Source organism: Halodesulfurarchaeum formicicum (assembly GCF_001886955.1).
Taxonomy (GTDB): Archaea; Halobacteriota; Halobacteria; order Halobacteriales; family Halobacteriaceae; genus Halodesulfurarchaeum; species Halodesulfurarchaeum formicicum.
Genome location: NZ_CP016804.1, coordinates 1,585,950 through 1,601,884, shown reverse-complemented (window position 1 = coordinate 1,601,884; position 15,935 = coordinate 1,585,950). Strand labels below are relative to the sequence as shown.

The 15,935-nt window shown below is 65.8% G+C and carries 17 protein-coding genes; 10 read left to right on the top strand and 7 right to left on the bottom strand.

Features of this window, described 5'->3' with window-relative positions; genetic code table 11:
• Positions 1–35: 35 nt before the first annotated feature.
• Both HSR6_RS08290 and HSR6_RS08285 read left to right on the top strand, forming a co-directional pair.
• Positions 36–1,355, top strand: a complete 1,320-nt coding sequence (locus HSR6_RS08290; RefSeq protein ID WP_070365433.1) for a metallophosphoesterase — start codon at positions 36–38, stop codon at positions 1,353–1,355.
• 43 nt (positions 1,356–1,398) lie between these two features.
• A complete protein-coding gene (locus tag HSR6_RS08285) occupies positions 1,399–2,475 on the top strand; it encodes a geranylgeranyl reductase family protein (RefSeq protein WP_071933323.1) in 1,077 nt (358 codons plus the stop codon).
• Here HSR6_RS08285 and HSR6_RS08280 read toward each other — a convergent pair.
• Entirely contained in the window at positions 2,472–2,765 is a 294-nt protein-coding gene (locus HSR6_RS08280; RefSeq protein ID WP_070365431.1) for a DUF6432 family protein, read from the bottom strand. The two genes, HSR6_RS08285 and HSR6_RS08280, sit on opposite strands and share 4 nt — an antisense overlap.
• A 90-nt stretch (positions 2,766–2,855) precedes the next feature.
• Between HSR6_RS08280 and HSR6_RS08275 the strand changes: the two genes are divergently transcribed.
• Together HSR6_RS08275 and HSR6_RS08270 are read left to right on the top strand one after the other, a co-directional pair.
• On the top strand, positions 2,856–4,001 hold the full coding sequence (locus HSR6_RS08275; RefSeq protein ID WP_071933322.1) for a DUF7093 family protein: 1,146 nt from the start codon (positions 2,856–2,858) through the stop codon (positions 3,999–4,001).
• Positions 4,002–4,038: 37 nt separating this feature from the next.
• Positions 4,039–4,431: a DUF5611 family protein gene (locus HSR6_RS08270; RefSeq protein WP_070365429.1), complete on the top strand. Its 393-nt coding sequence runs from the start codon at positions 4,039–4,041 to the stop codon at positions 4,429–4,431.
• Here the strand turns inward: HSR6_RS08270 and HSR6_RS08265 are convergent, their stop codons facing one another.
• Both HSR6_RS08265 and HSR6_RS08260 read right to left on the bottom strand, forming a co-directional pair.
• A complete protein-coding gene (locus tag HSR6_RS08265; protein WP_070365428.1) occupies positions 4,432–4,782 on the bottom strand; it encodes a cell division protein SepF in 351 nt (116 codons plus the stop codon). It abuts the gene before it with no gap.
• A gap of 42 nt (positions 4,783–4,824) precedes the next feature.
• The gene (locus tag HSR6_RS08260; protein ID WP_071933321.1) at positions 4,825–5,304 is read right to left on the bottom strand and encodes an RNA-binding protein; all 480 of its coding nucleotides are present in this window, start codon (positions 5,302–5,304) and stop codon (positions 4,825–4,827) included.
• A gap of 87 nt (positions 5,305–5,391) precedes the next feature.
• On the opposite strand from HSR6_RS08260, the gene HSR6_RS08255 reads away from it, so the two are divergent.
• A complete protein-coding gene (locus tag HSR6_RS08255) occupies positions 5,392–6,672 on the top strand; it encodes an RNB domain-containing ribonuclease (protein WP_070365426.1) in 1,281 nt (426 codons plus the stop codon).
• On the opposite strand, the gene HSR6_RS08250 is transcribed toward HSR6_RS08255, so the two are convergent.
• A complete protein-coding gene (locus tag HSR6_RS08250; protein WP_070365425.1) occupies positions 6,669–7,580 on the bottom strand; it encodes a prenyltransferase in 912 nt (303 codons plus the stop codon). The two genes, HSR6_RS08255 and HSR6_RS08250, sit on opposite strands and share 4 nt — an antisense overlap.
• A gap of 99 nt (positions 7,581–7,679) precedes the next feature.
• On the opposite strand from HSR6_RS08250, the gene HSR6_RS10925 reads away from it, so the two are divergent.
• Complete coding sequence (locus HSR6_RS10925; RefSeq protein ID WP_148661821.1) at positions 7,680–7,796, top strand: rubrerythrin-like domain-containing protein; 117 nt, start codon at positions 7,680–7,682, stop codon at positions 7,794–7,796.
• A gap of 1 nt (position 7,797) precedes the next feature.
• Here the strand turns inward: HSR6_RS10925 and HSR6_RS08245 are convergent, their stop codons facing one another.
• From HSR6_RS08245 to HSR6_RS08235, 3 genes are read right to left on the bottom strand one after another with little or no spacing between them, the layout of a single operon-like run.
• Positions 7,798–8,337, bottom strand: a complete 540-nt coding sequence (locus tag HSR6_RS08245) for an NUDIX hydrolase (RefSeq protein WP_071933320.1) — start codon at positions 8,335–8,337, stop codon at positions 7,798–7,800.
• Positions 8,334–8,756 (bottom strand): DUF5809 family protein, encoded by a 423-nt coding sequence (locus tag HSR6_RS08240; protein ID WP_071933319.1) that lies wholly within the window; start codon positions 8,754–8,756, stop codon positions 8,334–8,336. The genes HSR6_RS08245 and HSR6_RS08240 overlap by 4 nt, the downstream gene beginning before the upstream one ends.
• 39 nt (positions 8,757–8,795) lie before the next feature.
• Positions 8,796–9,278: a GNAT family N-acetyltransferase gene (locus HSR6_RS08235; protein WP_070365422.1), complete on the bottom strand. Its 483-nt coding sequence runs from the start codon at positions 9,276–9,278 to the stop codon at positions 8,796–8,798.
• An 85-nt stretch (positions 9,279–9,363) separates the two neighbouring features.
• Between HSR6_RS08235 and HSR6_RS08230 the strand changes: the two genes are divergently transcribed.
• The 4 genes from HSR6_RS08230 (at position 9,364) to HSR6_RS08215 (ending at position 15,934) form a co-directional block, all read left to right on the top strand.
• Positions 9,364–9,852 carry a deoxyuridine 5'-triphosphate nucleotidohydrolase gene (locus HSR6_RS08230; protein WP_071933318.1) on the top strand — a complete coding sequence of 163 codons (489 nt, stop codon included), beginning with the start codon at positions 9,364–9,366 and terminating at the stop codon, positions 9,850–9,852.
• Positions 9,853–9,886: 34 nt separating this feature from the next.
• Positions 9,887–12,262: a right-handed parallel beta-helix repeat-containing protein gene (locus HSR6_RS08225; RefSeq protein ID WP_071933317.1), complete on the top strand. Its 2,376-nt coding sequence runs from the start codon at positions 9,887–9,889 to the stop codon at positions 12,260–12,262.
• A 175-nt stretch (positions 12,263–12,437) separates the two neighbouring features.
• The gene (locus HSR6_RS08220; RefSeq protein ID WP_233488536.1) at positions 12,438–15,383 is read left to right on the top strand and encodes a molybdopterin-dependent oxidoreductase; all 2,946 of its coding nucleotides are present in this window, start codon (positions 12,438–12,440) and stop codon (positions 15,381–15,383) included.
• Positions 15,380–15,934, top strand: coding sequence for a 4Fe-4S dicluster domain-containing protein (locus tag HSR6_RS08215; RefSeq protein ID WP_071933315.1), 555 nt, complete (start codon positions 15,380–15,382; stop codon positions 15,932–15,934). Before HSR6_RS08220 ends, HSR6_RS08215 begins: the two co-directional genes overlap by 4 nt.
• Position 15,935 lies beyond the last annotated feature (1 nt).

The following is a 15,935-nucleotide window of genomic DNA, read 5'->3' as shown; positions in this document are numbered from 1 at the left end:
ACACACACTTGAGGAGTCGACTGCAGGTCGAAACGATGGGAGCCGAGGCCGAAGATCGGGTCTATTATGTCATCAGTGACCTCCACATCGGCGGCGACGAGCAACTCGAAGCCGTCGAGTTCCTCCCGGAGTTGCTGGCGTTTCTCGACCGACTGGCCCACACAGAGGAAAACGCCGAGCTGATCATCAACGGCGACGCCTTCGGACTCTGGGAGTTCACGGAGATCGAGGGAATCGAGAAGTTCGAGGCCCTCGAAGAGCGGTACCCGACCCTCTTCGAACAGCTACGCGAGACCGGAGCCAACATCCCGATCACCCTGGTGCCGGGCAATCACGACCACGAACTCGCGGCTCACGAGGCGTACGTCGAGCGCTTTGCGGCCTACAACGTCGATCTGGTGGTCGAGCAGTCCATCGAGCGCGTGGTGGGCGAGACCCGCATTCACTTCGAACACGGCCACCAGCAGGACCCGAACAACCGGATCGAGGACTGGGGCAATCCCCACGCGAGCCCCCTTGGCTACTACTTCAACACCCTCGTCACCAGCCGCGCGGGCCGGCTCTCCGACCGGGGGCGGTTCAACTGGCTCAAGGACGTCCAGGCGGTCACGCCCACCGAGCGGATCCCGGCCTGGCTGATCTCGAAGTACTTCTATCGTGAGATGAACCCGCTGATCCGCTACGCGCTGGTCCCGTTTCTCCTGCTTTTCAACATCAGCGCCGTTCTCGCGGTGCTGGCCGGCCTGGATCTCGTCGGGATCTGGTCCTGGCCCGTGGAGTGGACCACGACCGCGCTGGGCCAGCTCGGGACTGCCGGCACTGCGATCTGGTTTCTCCTCGCGGTCAACGTGGCCGTCGCGGGCCTGCTCTTGCTCGTCGGCATCCCGCTTTACTTCCTCCGGCGAGACGTCAGGCAAACCGTCAACCGCTTTGGCGTCTTCGAGACCGATCTGACCGTCAACACGGTCGAGCCCTACGAAGACGCGGCCCGGGCCGTCTTCGAGGCCAAACCCGACACGCGGATCTTCTGCTATGGCCACACTCACCGCCCGTCGATTCGCCCAGTCGAGGACGGCCTGCTGGTCAACACCGGCACGTGGCTCAAACGACTCCACCGTCGCGAGGGCGTCATTGGCATCCTCCCGTCGGTCTTCTACCCGACCTACCAGCTCAGCGCCGTCCGCATCGCGGCCGAACCCGAGGGCGTGAGCGTCGAGTTCGAACCCATTCAGAAGCCAAATCCCACGCCGGAAGAACTCACGCGCACCGAGCGTTTTGTCACGCTGGGCCGCGAGCCGGATCCGGATCTCCCGGATCGGGCCGTCCTCCGGACCGAGCAGTCACGGCGAGAGTGATCGTGGGCACAAGGGATTTTGCCCGTGACCGGGTAGGCCGGGTATGATCGACGTCGCCGTCGTCGGGCTGGGGCCTGCGGGGGCCCACTACGCCCGCCGCGCGGCCCAGCAGGGTCAGTCCGTCGTCGCGTTCGAGCGTGGCTCGGTCGGCGAGCCACTCGCCTGCTCCGGGCACGTGAGCCGCGACCTCTGGGAGTTCCTGCCCGATGCGGCCCCGGATCGACTCCGGCAGCACGAGATCCGCGGGGCTCGCTTTCACGTCGCTCCCGAGGACGACGGCTATCTGTTCTACCGGGACGAGCCCATCTCGAATGCGATCGATCGGGTCGACCTGGACCGACTGCTGGTGGAGTTGGCCGCCGAGGCCGGGGCCGAAATTCGAACGAATCACCTCGTGACAGCCGTCGAGGAAGGGCCCGAGAGCGTCTCACTCACCGTTCGTGGCCCCGACGGTGTCGAACGCGTGGAGGCCGCGATGGTCGTCGGGGCCGACGGCCCACAGTCGACGGTCAGGCGTGAACTCGGGCTGCCAGAGCCGGAGCGGTTCCTCGTGGGCACACTGCGTCACGTGCCCGAACCGGACCACGCCGACCACGTCGACGTCTACCTGACGGTTCCAGGATTTTTCGCCTGGCGCATTCCCCGGGGGGACGCCGGCGTCGAGTACGGCCTCGCGGGCCCGCCCGGTTACGATGTGGTCGACCACCTCGACAATCGACTGGCCGGGCATGGTGTACCAGACGGCGAGCGCTTCGGGGGGCATATCCCGATCGGGCCGCCCGAGCGGGTGCACACGGACCGGGCGATCCTGCTGGGCGATGCGGCGGGCCAGACCAAACCGTTCACTGGGGGCGGCATCCTCTACGGGCTTCGGGCCGCCGAGATCGCCGCTCGAAAACTCGATCCGTCAGCCCTGGACACGACCGCCTACGAGCGGGCCTGGCGGGCCGAACTCGGGACCGAGATCCGACTGGGGCGGTGGCTCAGACGGGCCTACTCGCTTCCGGACCCGCTGGCCCGACTGGGACTGTCGACACTCGCCGGCGAGATCGACGTGCACATGGACGAACCCTCCTCGCTTTTCTCGAAAGACGCACTCACGACCCTGTTTCGGGGCTAGAACCCGATCAGCTCCCGGAGCCACTCGAAAAATCCGGGTTCGGGTTCGCCCGTTTCGGCTTCGATCGCCGACTCGGCCACCACGAAGACCGGTCGCTCCTTCCCGTCGTCGATCGAGACGAGCCCCGCGGACTGCAATCCCGAGAGGGCGGCCTCCAGGTCGTCGATGTCGGCCCCCACGATCGATCGCAGTTCGAAGACGGTCATTCCCTCCTCGTGGCGGTCGGCGAGGGCCTGGAGGACGGCCACTTCGGTCTCCTCGCGGTCTCGATGCTCCCGGCGGAGCTTCATGCCCGCTCCTACGCTAGCCCTTGCCTTAGGTAGTCGGGCCGCGGTGGCTGAGCGGTACCCTTTTGCGGGTGGACCGGAAATCACGCGCCAATGGGTCTCAGGTGTTCACTGCTGGGTCACGCCTTCGGGGAACCGGTGACCGAGCGCGACCGCGAGCAACGGGGGGACGAGGCGGTGGTCACGATCCGGAAGATCAAGACGTGTGACCGCTGTGGTGCCGAACAGGTCATCTCGGAGAATACGGAGGTCAGACACCTCGGAGCGGCGGATTCGGAACCCGAACCGGAGCCAGAATCGGAACCGGCCCCCGTCTCCGAGTCCGCAGAAGCCGAGGCGGACACGGCAGTCGACGTCTCCGAGCTCGTCGAGGACGCCGAGGCCGAACCGTCCGTCGAGGCGGACACGGACGAATCGATCACCGACACCGAACCGTCCGTCGAGACAGACACGGACGAATCGATCGCCGAGGGCGAGGACGCGGTCATCCTGGACGACTCAGCGGGCCCCGACGAAGCGACGACGGAACCGGACGATTCCGAGCCGGCGTCCCCCGAATCGGTCGAGGAAGTGGACACGGTGGAGTCCGAGGACACCGGCGTCGTCATCGAGGACGAACCCGCAGATGCAACCGCGGATACGGCCGAACCGGCCTCCATGTTCGGGACGGAAACGGAGGAATCGATGGCCGAACCGACGGATCCGGCCGAGGCGTCCGGGCCAGCCGACTCCGAGACGGCGACCGACACGCCGACGGAGACGACCGCGGCGGCCGAATCCACGACCGAAGCGACGGACACGCCGGCCGAACCCGACGGCGAGACCGGGGCAGGCGACGAGGCCGAACCCAGTGCGGCCACGGCCGAGACCGACGAGTCACCGATCGAAGGGACGGGAGACTGGCCAGCGGCCGACCAGGAAGCAGCGACAGACGCGGCGGCCGAGACGGGCGGTTGGTCGGCCAGTCCACCCGGGGACGAGGAGCCACCCGCCGACGACGACCCCGCCTTCCAGTTCGACACCCAGAGCGAGTCGGCGGCCGCCGAACCCGCAAGCGGGAATCGTGGCCCAAGCGGGATCACGAGCGAAGGGCCACTCGAGGTCGACGAAGACCCAGATTCGCCGGCCCAGTCCCTCGAATGCCCCGAATGTGGCTTCACGGAGGGGCCCGGCTCCTCGCTGCGGGCCGGGGACATCTGTCCGGAGTGCCATCGCGGCTACCTCGCCGGACGCCGGTGACGAAGGCGTTTTACCCATCAAAGCCGATTTCCTCAGCATGAAGGAGTACAAGATGCGTCGGGGGGAGTACCTCGAAGAGCGAGTGCCGGACCTGCAGGCGAAAATCGAGGAGTACTTCGGCCCGGTCGCGGGCACCGAGGAGTTCGAAGGCGTCGAAATGTACGTCGTCGAGGACCCGTCGAACCCGGTCTTCGACCGCATTTTGGCCGGCCGATCCGATTACGGTTCCAAGAAGGACCGGCTTGCGGTCCACTTCGATGAGCGACCGGCCGAGGAGGTCATCGCGGCCGGGCAGGCCGACGCGGCCGCCGAGGCTGTCGACCTGAAAAACGAGTTCCTGCTCGAAGTCACCGGCCGGGACGCCAAGTCCCGCCGCGAATCGATGAAGCGGACCGTCGAGGACTCCGACGACGTCCCCGAAGAAGTCTGATTAGCGGTTGAGCTTTTCTCGGCTGATGCCCACGCCGGTCGGCGTGATGATGATCTGGTCGTCGCCCTTCTTGACGATGTCGCCGCCGACCTCCTTTGCGGTCTCCCGGAGTTCGTCGATCGCGTGATCGATGGTCGGGTCCTCGGTGCGCAGCCGGGTGATCTCCGCGACGACGAGGTCCCCGTCGTAGACGGCGTCCTTGATCGCGATCACGTCCTCCTGGCCGTCGATCTCGGCGATGTGAAGTTGCATCTTCGTCTCCGCGTCGGCGGCCACGTCCTCCAGGTCCAGTTCCACGTAGTCCCCGGTACTCCGGCTTTCGCCCCCGAGGATGCGATCCATGAATCCCATGTCAACAGGATGCCCCGGGGCGGGCAATAGTGTTTCCCCTCGTCACACTTCGAACTCGAAGAGTTCGTCGCCGACGTGGTGTAATGACTCGACGACCTTCCCGGCCTCGCCGACCATGTCCTCGCCGTCGGTCAGTGCACGCCCGATCGCCAGGGCCTTGCCGTGGGTCTCCTCGACGATGATGACCAGATCCCCAGCCTCGATGTCGGGGTCGGCCTCGGTGATCCCCGGGCGCATCACGTCCGCGCCGTCGCTCACGAAGGAGATCGCCCCGGTGTCGACGGTCACGAGGTGATTTGTCGGTTCGTAGACGTTCGCGCCCTTGACCGTGAGAAACGGCTCGTCGTCGGGATACCACACGAGGGCGTCGCCGTCGATGAGGCCCACGTCGAAGTCAGCATCTGCCAGTTCTGCCAGTTCGAAGGCTTCGGCGGTGACCTCGATCCCGAGGGTGTTCGCCAGCGTGTCCTCGATGGCCGCCACTTCGTCGCTCCGGAGGTGATGGCGGGACGAAACTTCCATATCCGGGACTCGGCCCGGTCCGTACTTAATTGACCCGCTCGGCGGGCGGCCAATAGGACTAACTGCTGGCTTCGTGTACCCAAACCCATGACGACGGACCAGCAGGCCGAGGCGGGCACTGCCGAGGGGCAGGGACCGGTCGAGATCAGCCCGGATCTCGCGGATCGACTCGCCGCGAAACGCGAGGACCTCTTCGAGAAGTTCGAGATCCCCGAAGGGTTCCCGGCGGCCGTCCGGGAGGAGGCCGACGAGATCACCGACGACGTCCAGCCCGAGGTCGAATCCGAACTCGAAACGCGAACCGACCTGCGGGACATGACGACCTGGACGACGGACCCGATCGACGCCCAGGACTTCGACGACGCGCTCTCGATCGAGGAGCGGGACGACGAGTTCGTCCTCTGGGTGCACATCGCCGACGTGACCCACTACGTCCGCCCGGGGACGGCCATGTGGGAGGAGGCGCTGCGACGGGGGAACACGGTCTATCTCCCGGGGCATACCGTCCACATGCTGCCGCCGATCCTCGCCGAGACGGTCTGCTCACTCGTCGCCGAGGAGGATCGCCTTGCCCACACCGTCGAGATGCACCTCGACAAGGAAACCCTCTCCTTCGAGGACATCGAGATCTACAAGTCGGTCATCCAGAGTGACGCCCGGCTCACCTACACGGAGGCCGTCGATCGGCTGGCGGACCCGGATGCAGCACTTCACGACGAGATCGAACTGGTCTGGGAGGTCACCGACCAGCTACACGAACAGCGGAAGGCAGATGGCTCACTCGTGTTGAATCCCCGCCGGGACAAGGCCCACACGATCATCGAGGAGGCGATGCTCAAGGCCAACAAGGCCGTGACCCACGAGTTGATGTGGAATCGCGGGGTCGAGGCCGTCTATCGCGTTCACCCCCAGCCCTCGCCCGACGAGTGGGACGAGGCGCTGCGGGAGATTCAGGAACTGGATGGGGTCTCCATCCCCGGGGATTCCTGGGACGACCCGCGGAAGGCAGTCAACGCGACCCTGGAGCAGGCCCCCGAGCGCCAGCTCGGCAAGATCCAGTGGGCGGTCATGAAGGTCATGCCCCGGGCGAAGTACATGAACGACCCCTTCGGCGGCCATCACGCGTTGAACTTCGAGATCTACGGGCACTTCACCAGTCCGATCCGGCGGATGAGCGACCTGGTCAACCACTGGATCGTCTACCAGAACGACGTGCCGGAGAACCTCATCGAACTCTGTGATCGAGCTTCGGAGCGACAGAAAGCCGCCGAACAGTGCGAACGGGAGTACGAGAACTTCCTCGAAGAGGTGGGGCTGAATCCCGATGCGGTCACGAATCGCGGGCTCGAAATCCTCGCGGAGGACTAGAGGACACTGGGCACGATCAGTCCCAGCGCGAGGACCGTGTTCGTCGCCAGGATCCAGAGGACGTTGTCACGCTGGGCCCCGACCGGGAGGTCGGTGTCCGGTTCGGTGATGGCCCAGCGGGCCGGTCGAGCGAGTAACAGTGACGGAAGAATCCCGAGCAGTCCCCAGGCCGGAAAGATCCCAGCCGCCCAGCCGGCGACGATCGCGAGTGGCACACCAAGCCCGGCGATGACGTAGATCCAGCCCGCCGCCGACCGGCCCAGCCGGTGAATCAGGTTTTGTCGATCGCCACGTCGGTCGGCCGCCACGTCCGGGAACTCGTTGAGCAGGAGCAGGTTGAAGGTCAAAAGCGTCGCCGGGACGCTGGCCACGACCATTTCGGGCGTGATCGACCCGACCTGGACCAGTCCCGTGCCGAGCACCGGCAGCCCACCCAGTCCGAGCCCGGCGAAGAGTTCGCCCAGGCCATAGCGGGTCAGGTGGCTCGTGTAGAAGAGCACGCTGATCGCGCCGACGATCGTGATCGGAACGAGCAACAGGCCGACCTCGACGATGAAGTAGCCCCCGATGACGGCCCCGATCCCGGCGGTGACCGTCGCCAGGCGTTTGGCTGCGACTGGTTCGAGTTCGCCCTCGGGCAGGGTCTTGCTGCCGCCGCTGAACGGGGTCGGGTCGGTTTCGTGGTCCACTCCGGACTGGTAGTCACGGTACTCGTTGCGGGCGTTGATCGAGACGTGCAGGGAGAGCAGGCCCACGAACGCCAGGATCGCCGCCACCGGGTCGAACCCGCCGGCGACGACGGCCGCTGCCGAACCCAGGAGGATTAGCGTCACCGGGAGCGCCAGAAACGGGGCCCGGGCCACCTGGAGATAGCCCTGGACGCGATCCGTCGCGGATAACGTTTCCATGCTCGATTTTGGGGGCTGTGGCGATTAACGGTTTCCCATCCGGCAGGGGGCAACTACCGGAACGACATGATTAATACTGAAGGACTCGACGAGTCGGGTATGGAAGCTGATCGCTACGAGTGCTACCAGTGTGGGCGAACGGTCACCGATCCCGGAGCCCGAGTCTGTCCGGCGTGTTCGGGACGGCTTCGGAACTGCGCCCGGCCAGTCGAGTAGCTCACTCACTCAGATATCCGTCCTGGGCCGCGAGCAACAGCCCTTCAAGCGTGGCGTCGTTCGCGGGTGGCTCCCGGGCGATTTCGATAGCTTCCGTCCTCGGAACCCGACACACCGAGAGAAACTCGTTTTCGTCCAGATTCCGGGTTCCCTCCGTGAGGGCAGTCGCGACCACGATCCCGCGCTCGTGGCGCAACACGCCGGTGGCCACGTCCATGGTCTGGAGTAGTTCGACGCGTTCGGGCACCAGTCCGGTTTCCTCCGCCAGCTCGCGCCGGGCTGCGTCCAGGTAGTCCTCGCCGTCTTCGACGATGCCGGCCGGCAGCTCCAGGCTCTCGACCCGTGTCGTCGGGCGATACTGCTCGACGAACACCACCTGTTCGTCGTCGATGGCGACGACGATGACCGCCGGGGCGAGGTCGGCCCAGTAGTAGCGTTTGGTCGTGCCATCCGGCTGTTCGACCAGGTCATACCCCCCGTCGTACCACCCGGTCTCGTACTCGCGGACCGACTCCCGGACTGGCCACTCGTCGGTGGTCATTCAACCACCAGGTCGCGGTAAAACCGGCCGAAGGCCTGCCGGCGGAGCGAGGCGACCGCGGCGTCTGGCTTGTCCTGGAAGGAGACCGCCACGACCGCAGCCCGGGGCCAGACCGGGTGCCAGGCCCGCCGTGGGACGGTCTCGGTCCCGGCGAAGACGACTTCAAGGTCCTCGCGGGCCGCGAGCCAGTCCTCGTACTCCTCGGTGGAACCGACCTGCACTGCGAGCAACGAGGCAAAAAGCGCCTGTTGGGCGGTTTCGTAGACATCCTCATTCGTCAGTGCCCGGTAGGCGTCCCGGTCTGTCGTTCCCGCCTCGGCGATCTCCTTGGTCACCGTCTTCGCGGGGCCCGCGAGGGCCGCGTACTGTTCCCGGGCCGCTCGCTCGGTCTCGGGAGCGAACTGTCCGCGTGTCTCCATGGTGGTGCCAGGGAGCGAACCGACAACACGTTTGTGGCGCTACCCGAGTTCGCGGGTCAGCAACAGGGCGTCCTCACCGTTCGGGTAGTACTGCTCCTTGCGGCCGGCGACGGCAAACCCCGTGGAGCGATACAGCGACCGGGCCACCTCGTTGCTCGGTCTGACCTCCAGTCGAGCGGCCGTCGCGCCCTGGCTTTCGAGAGTTCCCAGCGCCCCCTGGAGCAGCCGTCGGCCGAACCCCGCGCCCTGCCGGGCCGGCTTGACGGCCAGGTCCTTGATGTGCCCGACCCGGGTCCCACCAACGCGCATGAGCGAGGCGACGACGTAGCCCGCGATCGACTCGCCCACGGCATCGCTCTCGGGATCTTCGAGCACCAGAAATCCGGGCGCATCGAGATAGTGCTCGAAGGTCGACAGCCGCCAGGGCTCCTCGAAGGTCCGGGCTTCGATCCGGACCACGGCGTAGAGGTCGGCCCGCTCGACGGGGCGCAATCTGGCACTGGCAGCGTCTGGGACCGTCACGAACGAGTCAACGCCTTGCGGTCAAAAGAGGGTCACGGTGACCGAAAGCACAAAGGCCATACGCCGGCCCGACCCGGATTCGAGCATGTTCAGAAGCGGCGCGTTCGTCGCCGACCAGCTCGATGGGATCGACGCCGAACAGGTCCAGCCAAACGGCGTCGATCTCCGCCTCGAAGCGGTCCTCGAACCGGTGGGAACCGGGCGAATCACGCGCGATGGGAAGGCGATTGCCGACCGAGACCAGGTCGAGTCGGTCGCGATCGGCCCCGAGGACCGCGAGGGGTATCGACTCGCGCCCGGGGGCTACATCCTCCAGTACGCCGAGACAGTTTCGATCCCTGAGGAACACGTTGGGTTCGTCCTGCCCCGGTCGTCGCTCATGCGCAACGGCGCAATGCTCAACACCGCTGTCTGGGACGCCGGCTACTCGGGTCGGGGCGAGGGGCTCCTCCAGGTCCACAACGAAATCGAACTGGAGCGTGGGGCCCGGGTCGCCCAACTCGTCCTGGCGGCGGCCGACCACGAGGGAACCTACGACGGGAGCTATCAGGGGGAGCGACTGGACCGGGCCTGAGATTATTTAAGGGAACGCGCGTCAATGGGTAGGCATGTCCGTCTCCGTGCGGCGAACCGTCGCCGTTTCACTCCTACTGGGGGCCCTCGCGCTGCTAGCGGTCTCGGCACCGGCGGCCGCCCAGGCAGGGCCGACGGTCGTCGAGCACAACGTCACAGAGACGACCACCTGGGATGGCGAGTACCGGATCGTCTCGAACGTCACGGTCGCGGAGAACGCGACCCTCGAAATCGAGCCCGGCACCACCGTCGAACTCGCGGAGGGAATCTCACTCTCCGTGGCCGGGACCCTCTCTGCCACCGGCACCAGCGAAGCGCCCATCAGGTTCCGCGCCTCGAAACCGGCGGCCACGGCCGGGGCCTGGGACGCCATCCGAACCACGGGAACGGGGTCGGCGACGCTCACGCTCGCACACGTCGAACTCCAAAACGCCACGAACGCGATCCGAATCGAGACCCCGGATTCGACCGTCAGGCTTACTGAGTCCACGACCCGGTCGACCGCGGGGGATGGGATCGCCGTATCCGTGGCCGACCGGAGCACGGATTTGCAGGTCCACTCGACCCGCCTGGAATCGATCGGCGGCGACGGGATTTCGGCGACCCGAACAGCGATCCTGCCGGTCGAGAGCGTCTCGGGGTGGGAAATTTCGGACACCACGTTCACCGACATCGAGGGGGCCGGCCTCGACCTCCACGCGACGACGGTCAGGGGCCTCTCGGTCCGTGACAGTGCCTTCACGGGACTCGAGACGGGGATCGGGATTGATACCGACCAGATCCGAACCACGGCCATTCGCGCGACCGCGATCGAACCAACCGGAACTGGGGTCGGTGTCGAGACACTCGACGTGCAGGGGTTCTCGATCAGCAACAACGAGATCACGGGCGCGGAGACGGGCGTGAACCTCCGGCTCGAGCGGAACGTCCACTCGCTGGTCCTCTCGGCCAACGAAATCACGTCGGGCGACCAGGGTGTCGCCATCGAGCACGACCCGCGAATGGATCGGTTCTACGGTTTTGACTTTGTCTTCGACGGGAACACGGTCACCGACCACACTGCGAACGGCCTGAGCCTCCACTCGAAACTCTTTGCCGACTCGTCGATCGCCGTCCGGAACAACACCGTCAGCGACAACGACGGGCACGGAATCGGTCTCTTCGTCGGCGCCTTCCAGGACGCGACAGTCTCCGGGAACGCACTCCGCGAAAACGGGGAAAGCGGCCTTTCGATGACGGCTCGACACGTCAGGAATACCCAGGTCGGGGACAATCTCGCCCGCGAGAACGGCGGGTCGGGCCTGTCGATCGCCGCACGACAGTCGATGACCGGGCTCCGGGTGGCCGAGAACGAACTGCTCGACAACGCCCGCGAGGGGCTCGCGATCGAAAACGGCGTTCGCACGGCTGGCAACTACACGATCGAGGAAAACTTCCTCGCGGCCAACGCCTACGGAATCACGGCTTCGGGCCCCCAGCGGGCGACGATCGAAGCCAACGAGATCGTCTTCAACACGGTGGCGTTCGGTGACCTCGATCCCCGGACAGACGCCGACCCTGGTGTGGGCGTCCTGTTGACCGAGGGGGCCAGCGGGGTCGACCTGCGGGCGAATGACATCTATGGCCATCGCGTCGGCCTCCTGACTGACGTGTCGGGAACGGTCCGGGCGGAAGCCAACTACTGGGGCGCGGCAAACGGCCCGTACCACCGCTCGATCAATCCCGAGGGCGAGGGGAACGCCGTGGAGACCCGGAACGGGTGGGTGGACCTCCACGAGGTGAGCCCGGACCGACACGGCCCGGCTTACGCCCGCCCATCCGCCGAAATCGAGTTCGCGCCATCGGCCCCCGCCGTGGACGAATCGATCGAACTCTCGGCCGCGGGTTCGAGTGATTCTGACGGGGCGGTCCGGACCTACCGATACTCGGTGAACGAATCAGTGACGGTCACGACCGAGGCCAGCCTCGACACCGCCTTTGACGCGGCTGGCTCCTACCCGATCACGCTCTGGGTCGAAGACGACATGGGCATCGAGAGTGCGACCCCGGCGACGGCGACGGTCACGGTCGAAGCCGCACCGACGCCGACCACGACCGGTCAGACCCAGCCACCCACGACTCACCCCGATCCGGGTTCGAGTGCCCCGCTGGGGCTCATCGGTGGGCTGCTCGGGGCTGGCCTGTACGGTATGGCCGTCCTGCTCGGGGCCCGTGGGCTGTATCAGACCCTCACCGAATCGTTGTTGACGGTCAGGGGGCGCCGGCTTCACGTTCTGGCCGGGGCCGGCATCCTGACCTGGGGGCTCGCGTCCATTCCGGGACCGTCGATTCTCCGCCTGGTCGCCGTGGCCGCCTTCCTGGTCTGGGTGGGTCTGACCGGGGTAGCGTACCTCGTGGTTCGGCTCCGCTGAGTCCGACTGAACCCCTCATTTTGAGAATCCTACCTTAGTTCGCAGAGTCTTGGATGGCGTCTGGGAACGGGCTGTCGGGAATGTTTCGCGGGCCTCCCAATACTCCACTATGTAAATAGCCCTCCGTATATTGGGACGTGTACTACCCCCATGGGAACCCACTATCTGTATGTTAATGTCCAGCATAAGTTTCGAGCGACGGGACTTCCTCAAGGCCGCGGGCGGGACCGCCCTCGCCACGGCCGCCGGGAGTTCTCGAGTCCTCGCACAATCGACCGAGGAAGACGGGGCCGCCGGTGATAGCTCCACCGAGACGGTAAAGACCATCTGCACTCACTGTGCCGTGGGCTGTGGGCTGGAGATGGAGGTCGAGAACGACGCCGTGGTGGGCTTACAGCGGTGGGAGGAGAACCCGATCAACCAGGGTGGGCTCTGTTCGAAGGGTGCCAGCCTGACTGACACGGTCAACTCCGAGACCCGTCTGAAGGAGCCGATGAAGAAAGTCGACGGCGAGTGGCAGGCGATCTCCTGGGACGAGGCGATGAGCGAGATCGCCGACGAACTCGACCGGATCCGGACGGAGTACAGCCCGGACTCGGTCATGTGGATGGGGTCGGCGAAGGTCAACAACGAGGAGGCCTATATGTTCCGGAAGCTCGCGGCCTTCTATGGGACCAACAACGTCGATCACCAGGCCCGGATCTGTCACTCGACGACGGTCTCCGGCCTGGCGAACACGTGGGGCTTTGGGGCCCAGACAAACCCCATCAACGACTATCGCAACCAGGACGCGAACCTCATCATCGGGCACAACCCCTCAGAGTCCCACCCCGTGATGATGCAGTACCCCCAGAAGATGCAGGACAACGGGGGCACCATCATCGTCGCGGAGCCGCGATTCTCGAAGACCGCCGCCCAGGCCGACAAGGTCGTCCGGTTCCGGCCGGGCACGGACACGGCTTTCATCAACGGCCTGCTCTATCACATCGTCTTCAACCTCGAGGCCCACGACGAGCAGTTCATCGAGGACCGGGTCTACGGCTGGGACGAGGTGAAGGAGAACCTGCGGGACTACGACCTGGAGACGGTCTCGGACATCACCTGGGTCGACGTCGAGGAACTCAAGGAGGTCGCCGAGATCCTCGCCGACGCCGAGGTCTCGACTGTGGACTGGGCGATGGGTGCGACCCAGCACAACAACGGGACCCAGAACATCCGCTCCTTTGCGACGCTGAACCTCGCGCTGGGACACGCCGCTCAGCCGGGGGGCGGCCTGAACGTCGTTCGTGGTCACGACAACGTCCAGGGGGCGACTGACCTGGGTGTCCTCTCGAACACCCTGCCCGGCTATTACGGCCTGGGTGAAGGGGCCTGGCGACACTGGGCCCAGGTCTGGGACCAGACCCCCTCGACCAGCGGCTCGACGTCCTACGACGAGCTATTCGATCGGTTCCACTCCAAGGAGATCATGGAGAAAAACGGCCTCACCGTCTCCCGCTGGTACGAGGCCGCTCATCCCGAGAACACCGTCGGCGAGGACTTCCATCAGCCCCATCCCCTCAAGGCCGTGATGATCTGGGGCCACTCGCTGAACTCCGTCTCCGAGATGAAGCGGATGCAGACGGCCATGGAAGAACTGGATCTCATCGTCGGGATCGACCCCTACCCGGCCCTGACGTCCTCGCTGCCGGACCGGGACGACGGCATCATCCTGCTGCCGGCCGCGACCCAACTCGAGACCAAGGGCAGTGTCACCAACACCCACCGCTCGATCCAGTGGCGCAGCCAGGTCGTCGAACCCAGGCACAACTCCCGCCCGGACTTCGACATCATGCAGGACCTGGCCGAGCGACTCGGCTTCGGGGAACACTTCGACTACGAGACGGTGGAGGACGTGACCCGGGAGTGGAACCTCGGCATGCGCACCATCGGCATGATCGGGCAGACGCCCGAGCGGCTGAAAGCCCACCAGCAGCACGCCGGCATGTTCAGCCCGGTCGATCTCAAAGCCGAGGTCACTGACGATCACGATCTCGCGGGGGACTACTACGGGATGCCCTGGCCGTCCTGGCACGACGAACATCCTGGCACCCCGATCCTCTACGACGCCGGCAAACACCCGGCTGCAGGCGGAGCCGACTTCCGAACCCGCTGGGGCACGGAGGGCCCGGACGGCGAGACCCTGCTTCGGAACGACTACGAACCGGACTGGTGGGACGGCACGCTCGAGGGTGTCCCGCAGTATCCGATGTGGCACACTGCGCTGCCGGATCCCGAGGACCCCGCCGCGAAGACCATCCCGATCGAGTACGCCGAACGGGAGGATACGTCGGTCTACGACGCCGCCCAGGCGCTTTCGGAGGCGGGGTATGACGTCGATCCGAGCGAGTACAGCGACTTCGATCACGCACAGCCGGACCCGCCGACGGGACGTGGGCGAGCCCGCGGCTCGGCCTGGAACCTCTACGATGCGGTACCGGTCCACCGCGAGCCGATCGAGACCCCGCGGCCGGACATCGCCGAGGAGTTCCCGACTTACGGGGACATGGAGGATGTCTTCCGGGTCAACCTGGAGGACCGCTCGAAACAGGAGAGTCGGGCGGACCTCAAGGACTCCCACCCGATGATCATGACCACCGGCCGGCAGGTCGAACATACCGGTGGCGGGGCCGAGACCCGGAACAACCCCTACACGGCCGAGCGAGCGCCGTTCATGTACGCCGAACTCAACCGGAAAGTCGCCAACGAGATCGGCGTCGATACGGGTGAGTGGATCAAGGTCGGGACGAAACGCGGGACGATGGTCGTGCAGGCTCGGGTGACCGAGCGGGTCAACCAGGAGGAGATATTCCTCCCCTTCCACTGGGGCGGGATCTTCGAGGGCGAATCGCTCGTCGATCGGTACCCCGACGGGCTCGAACCCCTCACGATCGGGGACTCGGCGAACATCGGGACGTCGGACGGCTACGATCCACACACGATGATGCAAGAGACGAAAGCCAACCTCGCGCTCGTCGAGAAGGCAGGTCCGGAGGAGATCCCGGAACTGCCGGAGAAGCAACTGGCCTACCAGGAGGAGAAAGGGATCATTCGCCGCCCGCTCGGAGGTGATGCGGAATGACGAAACGCGTCGTGCCCGACACTGACCGCTGTATCGATTGTGGCGGCTGTGAGGTCGCCTGCAAGGTCGAGTGGGACATCGGCCACACCGAGGAGCGTATCGAGGTCGTGACCCACAACGAGGGCCAGGAAGGCACCCGGTACTCCGGCGGGGAGTCCCACACGCCCATGCAGTGTTACAACTGCGCGGAGGCTCCCTGTATCGACGTCTGTCCCACGGACGCGTTACACCGGGACGAACACGACCTGGTGCAGGTGGACAAGGATCTCTGCATCGGCTGTTCGTACTGCTCCTGGGCGTGTCCCTTCGGGGCGCCACAGTACCCCAGCGAGGAGGAGACGGCCGGTGGCTCGGGGATCATGGACAAGTGCACCACCTGTGTCGACCGCCTGGAGGAGGGCAAGGACCCGGCTTGCGTGGAGACCTGTCCCACCGACGCGCTGGTCTTTGGCACCCCGAGTGAGATCTCCGACGAGATGCGTCGCCGCGGGAGCGACACGATGTTCACCGAGAGCGAGGCAGCCATCGTGTTCGGAACGGGAAGTGACTAAC

Bases quoted from the DNA above. Each gene is read 5' to 3' on its own strand.
- HSR6_RS08285 (WP_071933323.1), top strand. From the start codon at position 1,399: ATGATCGACGTCGCCGTCGTCGGGCTGGGGCCTGCGGGGGCCCACTAC.
- HSR6_RS08290 (WP_070365433.1), top strand. From the start codon at position 36: ATGGGAGCCGAGGCCGAAGATCGGGTCTATTATGTCATCAGTGACCTC.
- HSR6_RS08240 (WP_071933319.1), bottom strand. From the start codon at position 8,756: ATGGAGACACGCGGACAGTTCGCTCCCGAGACCGAGCGAGCGGCCCGG.
- HSR6_RS08265 (WP_070365428.1), bottom strand. From the start codon at position 4,782: ATGGGATTCATGGATCGCATCCTCGGGGGCGAAAGCCGGAGTACCGGG.
- HSR6_RS08250 (WP_070365425.1), bottom strand. From the start codon at position 7,580: ATGGAAACGTTATCCGCGACGGATCGCGTCCAGGGCTATCTCCAGGTG.
- HSR6_RS08260 (WP_071933321.1), bottom strand. From the start codon at position 5,304: ATGGAAGTTTCGTCCCGCCATCACCTCCGGAGCGACGAAGTGGCGGCC.
- HSR6_RS08275 (WP_071933322.1), top strand. From the start codon at position 2,856: ATGGGTCTCAGGTGTTCACTGCTGGGTCACGCCTTCGGGGAACCGGTG.
- HSR6_RS08220 (WP_233488536.1), top strand. From the start codon at position 12,438: ATGTCCAGCATAAGTTTCGAGCGACGGGACTTCCTCAAGGCCGCGGGC.
- HSR6_RS08215 (WP_071933315.1), top strand. From the start codon at position 15,380: ATGACGAAACGCGTCGTGCCCGACACTGACCGCTGTATCGATTGTGGC.
- HSR6_RS08225 (WP_071933317.1), top strand. From the start codon at position 9,887: ATGTCCGTCTCCGTGCGGCGAACCGTCGCCGTTTCACTCCTACTGGGG.
- HSR6_RS08245 (WP_071933320.1), bottom strand. From the start codon at position 8,337: ATGACCACCGACGAGTGGCCAGTCCGGGAGTCGGTCCGCGAGTACGAG.
- HSR6_RS08280 (WP_070365431.1), bottom strand. From the start codon at position 2,765: ATGAAGCTCCGCCGGGAGCATCGAGACCGCGAGGAGACCGAAGTGGCC.
- HSR6_RS08255 (WP_070365426.1), top strand. From the start codon at position 5,392: ATGACGACGGACCAGCAGGCCGAGGCGGGCACTGCCGAGGGGCAGGGA.
- HSR6_RS10925 (WP_148661821.1), top strand. From the start codon at position 7,680: ATGGAAGCTGATCGCTACGAGTGCTACCAGTGTGGGCGAACGGTCACC.
- HSR6_RS08230 (WP_071933318.1), top strand. From the start codon at position 9,364: ATGTTCAGAAGCGGCGCGTTCGTCGCCGACCAGCTCGATGGGATCGAC.
- HSR6_RS08270 (WP_070365429.1), top strand. From the start codon at position 4,039: ATGAAGGAGTACAAGATGCGTCGGGGGGAGTACCTCGAAGAGCGAGTG.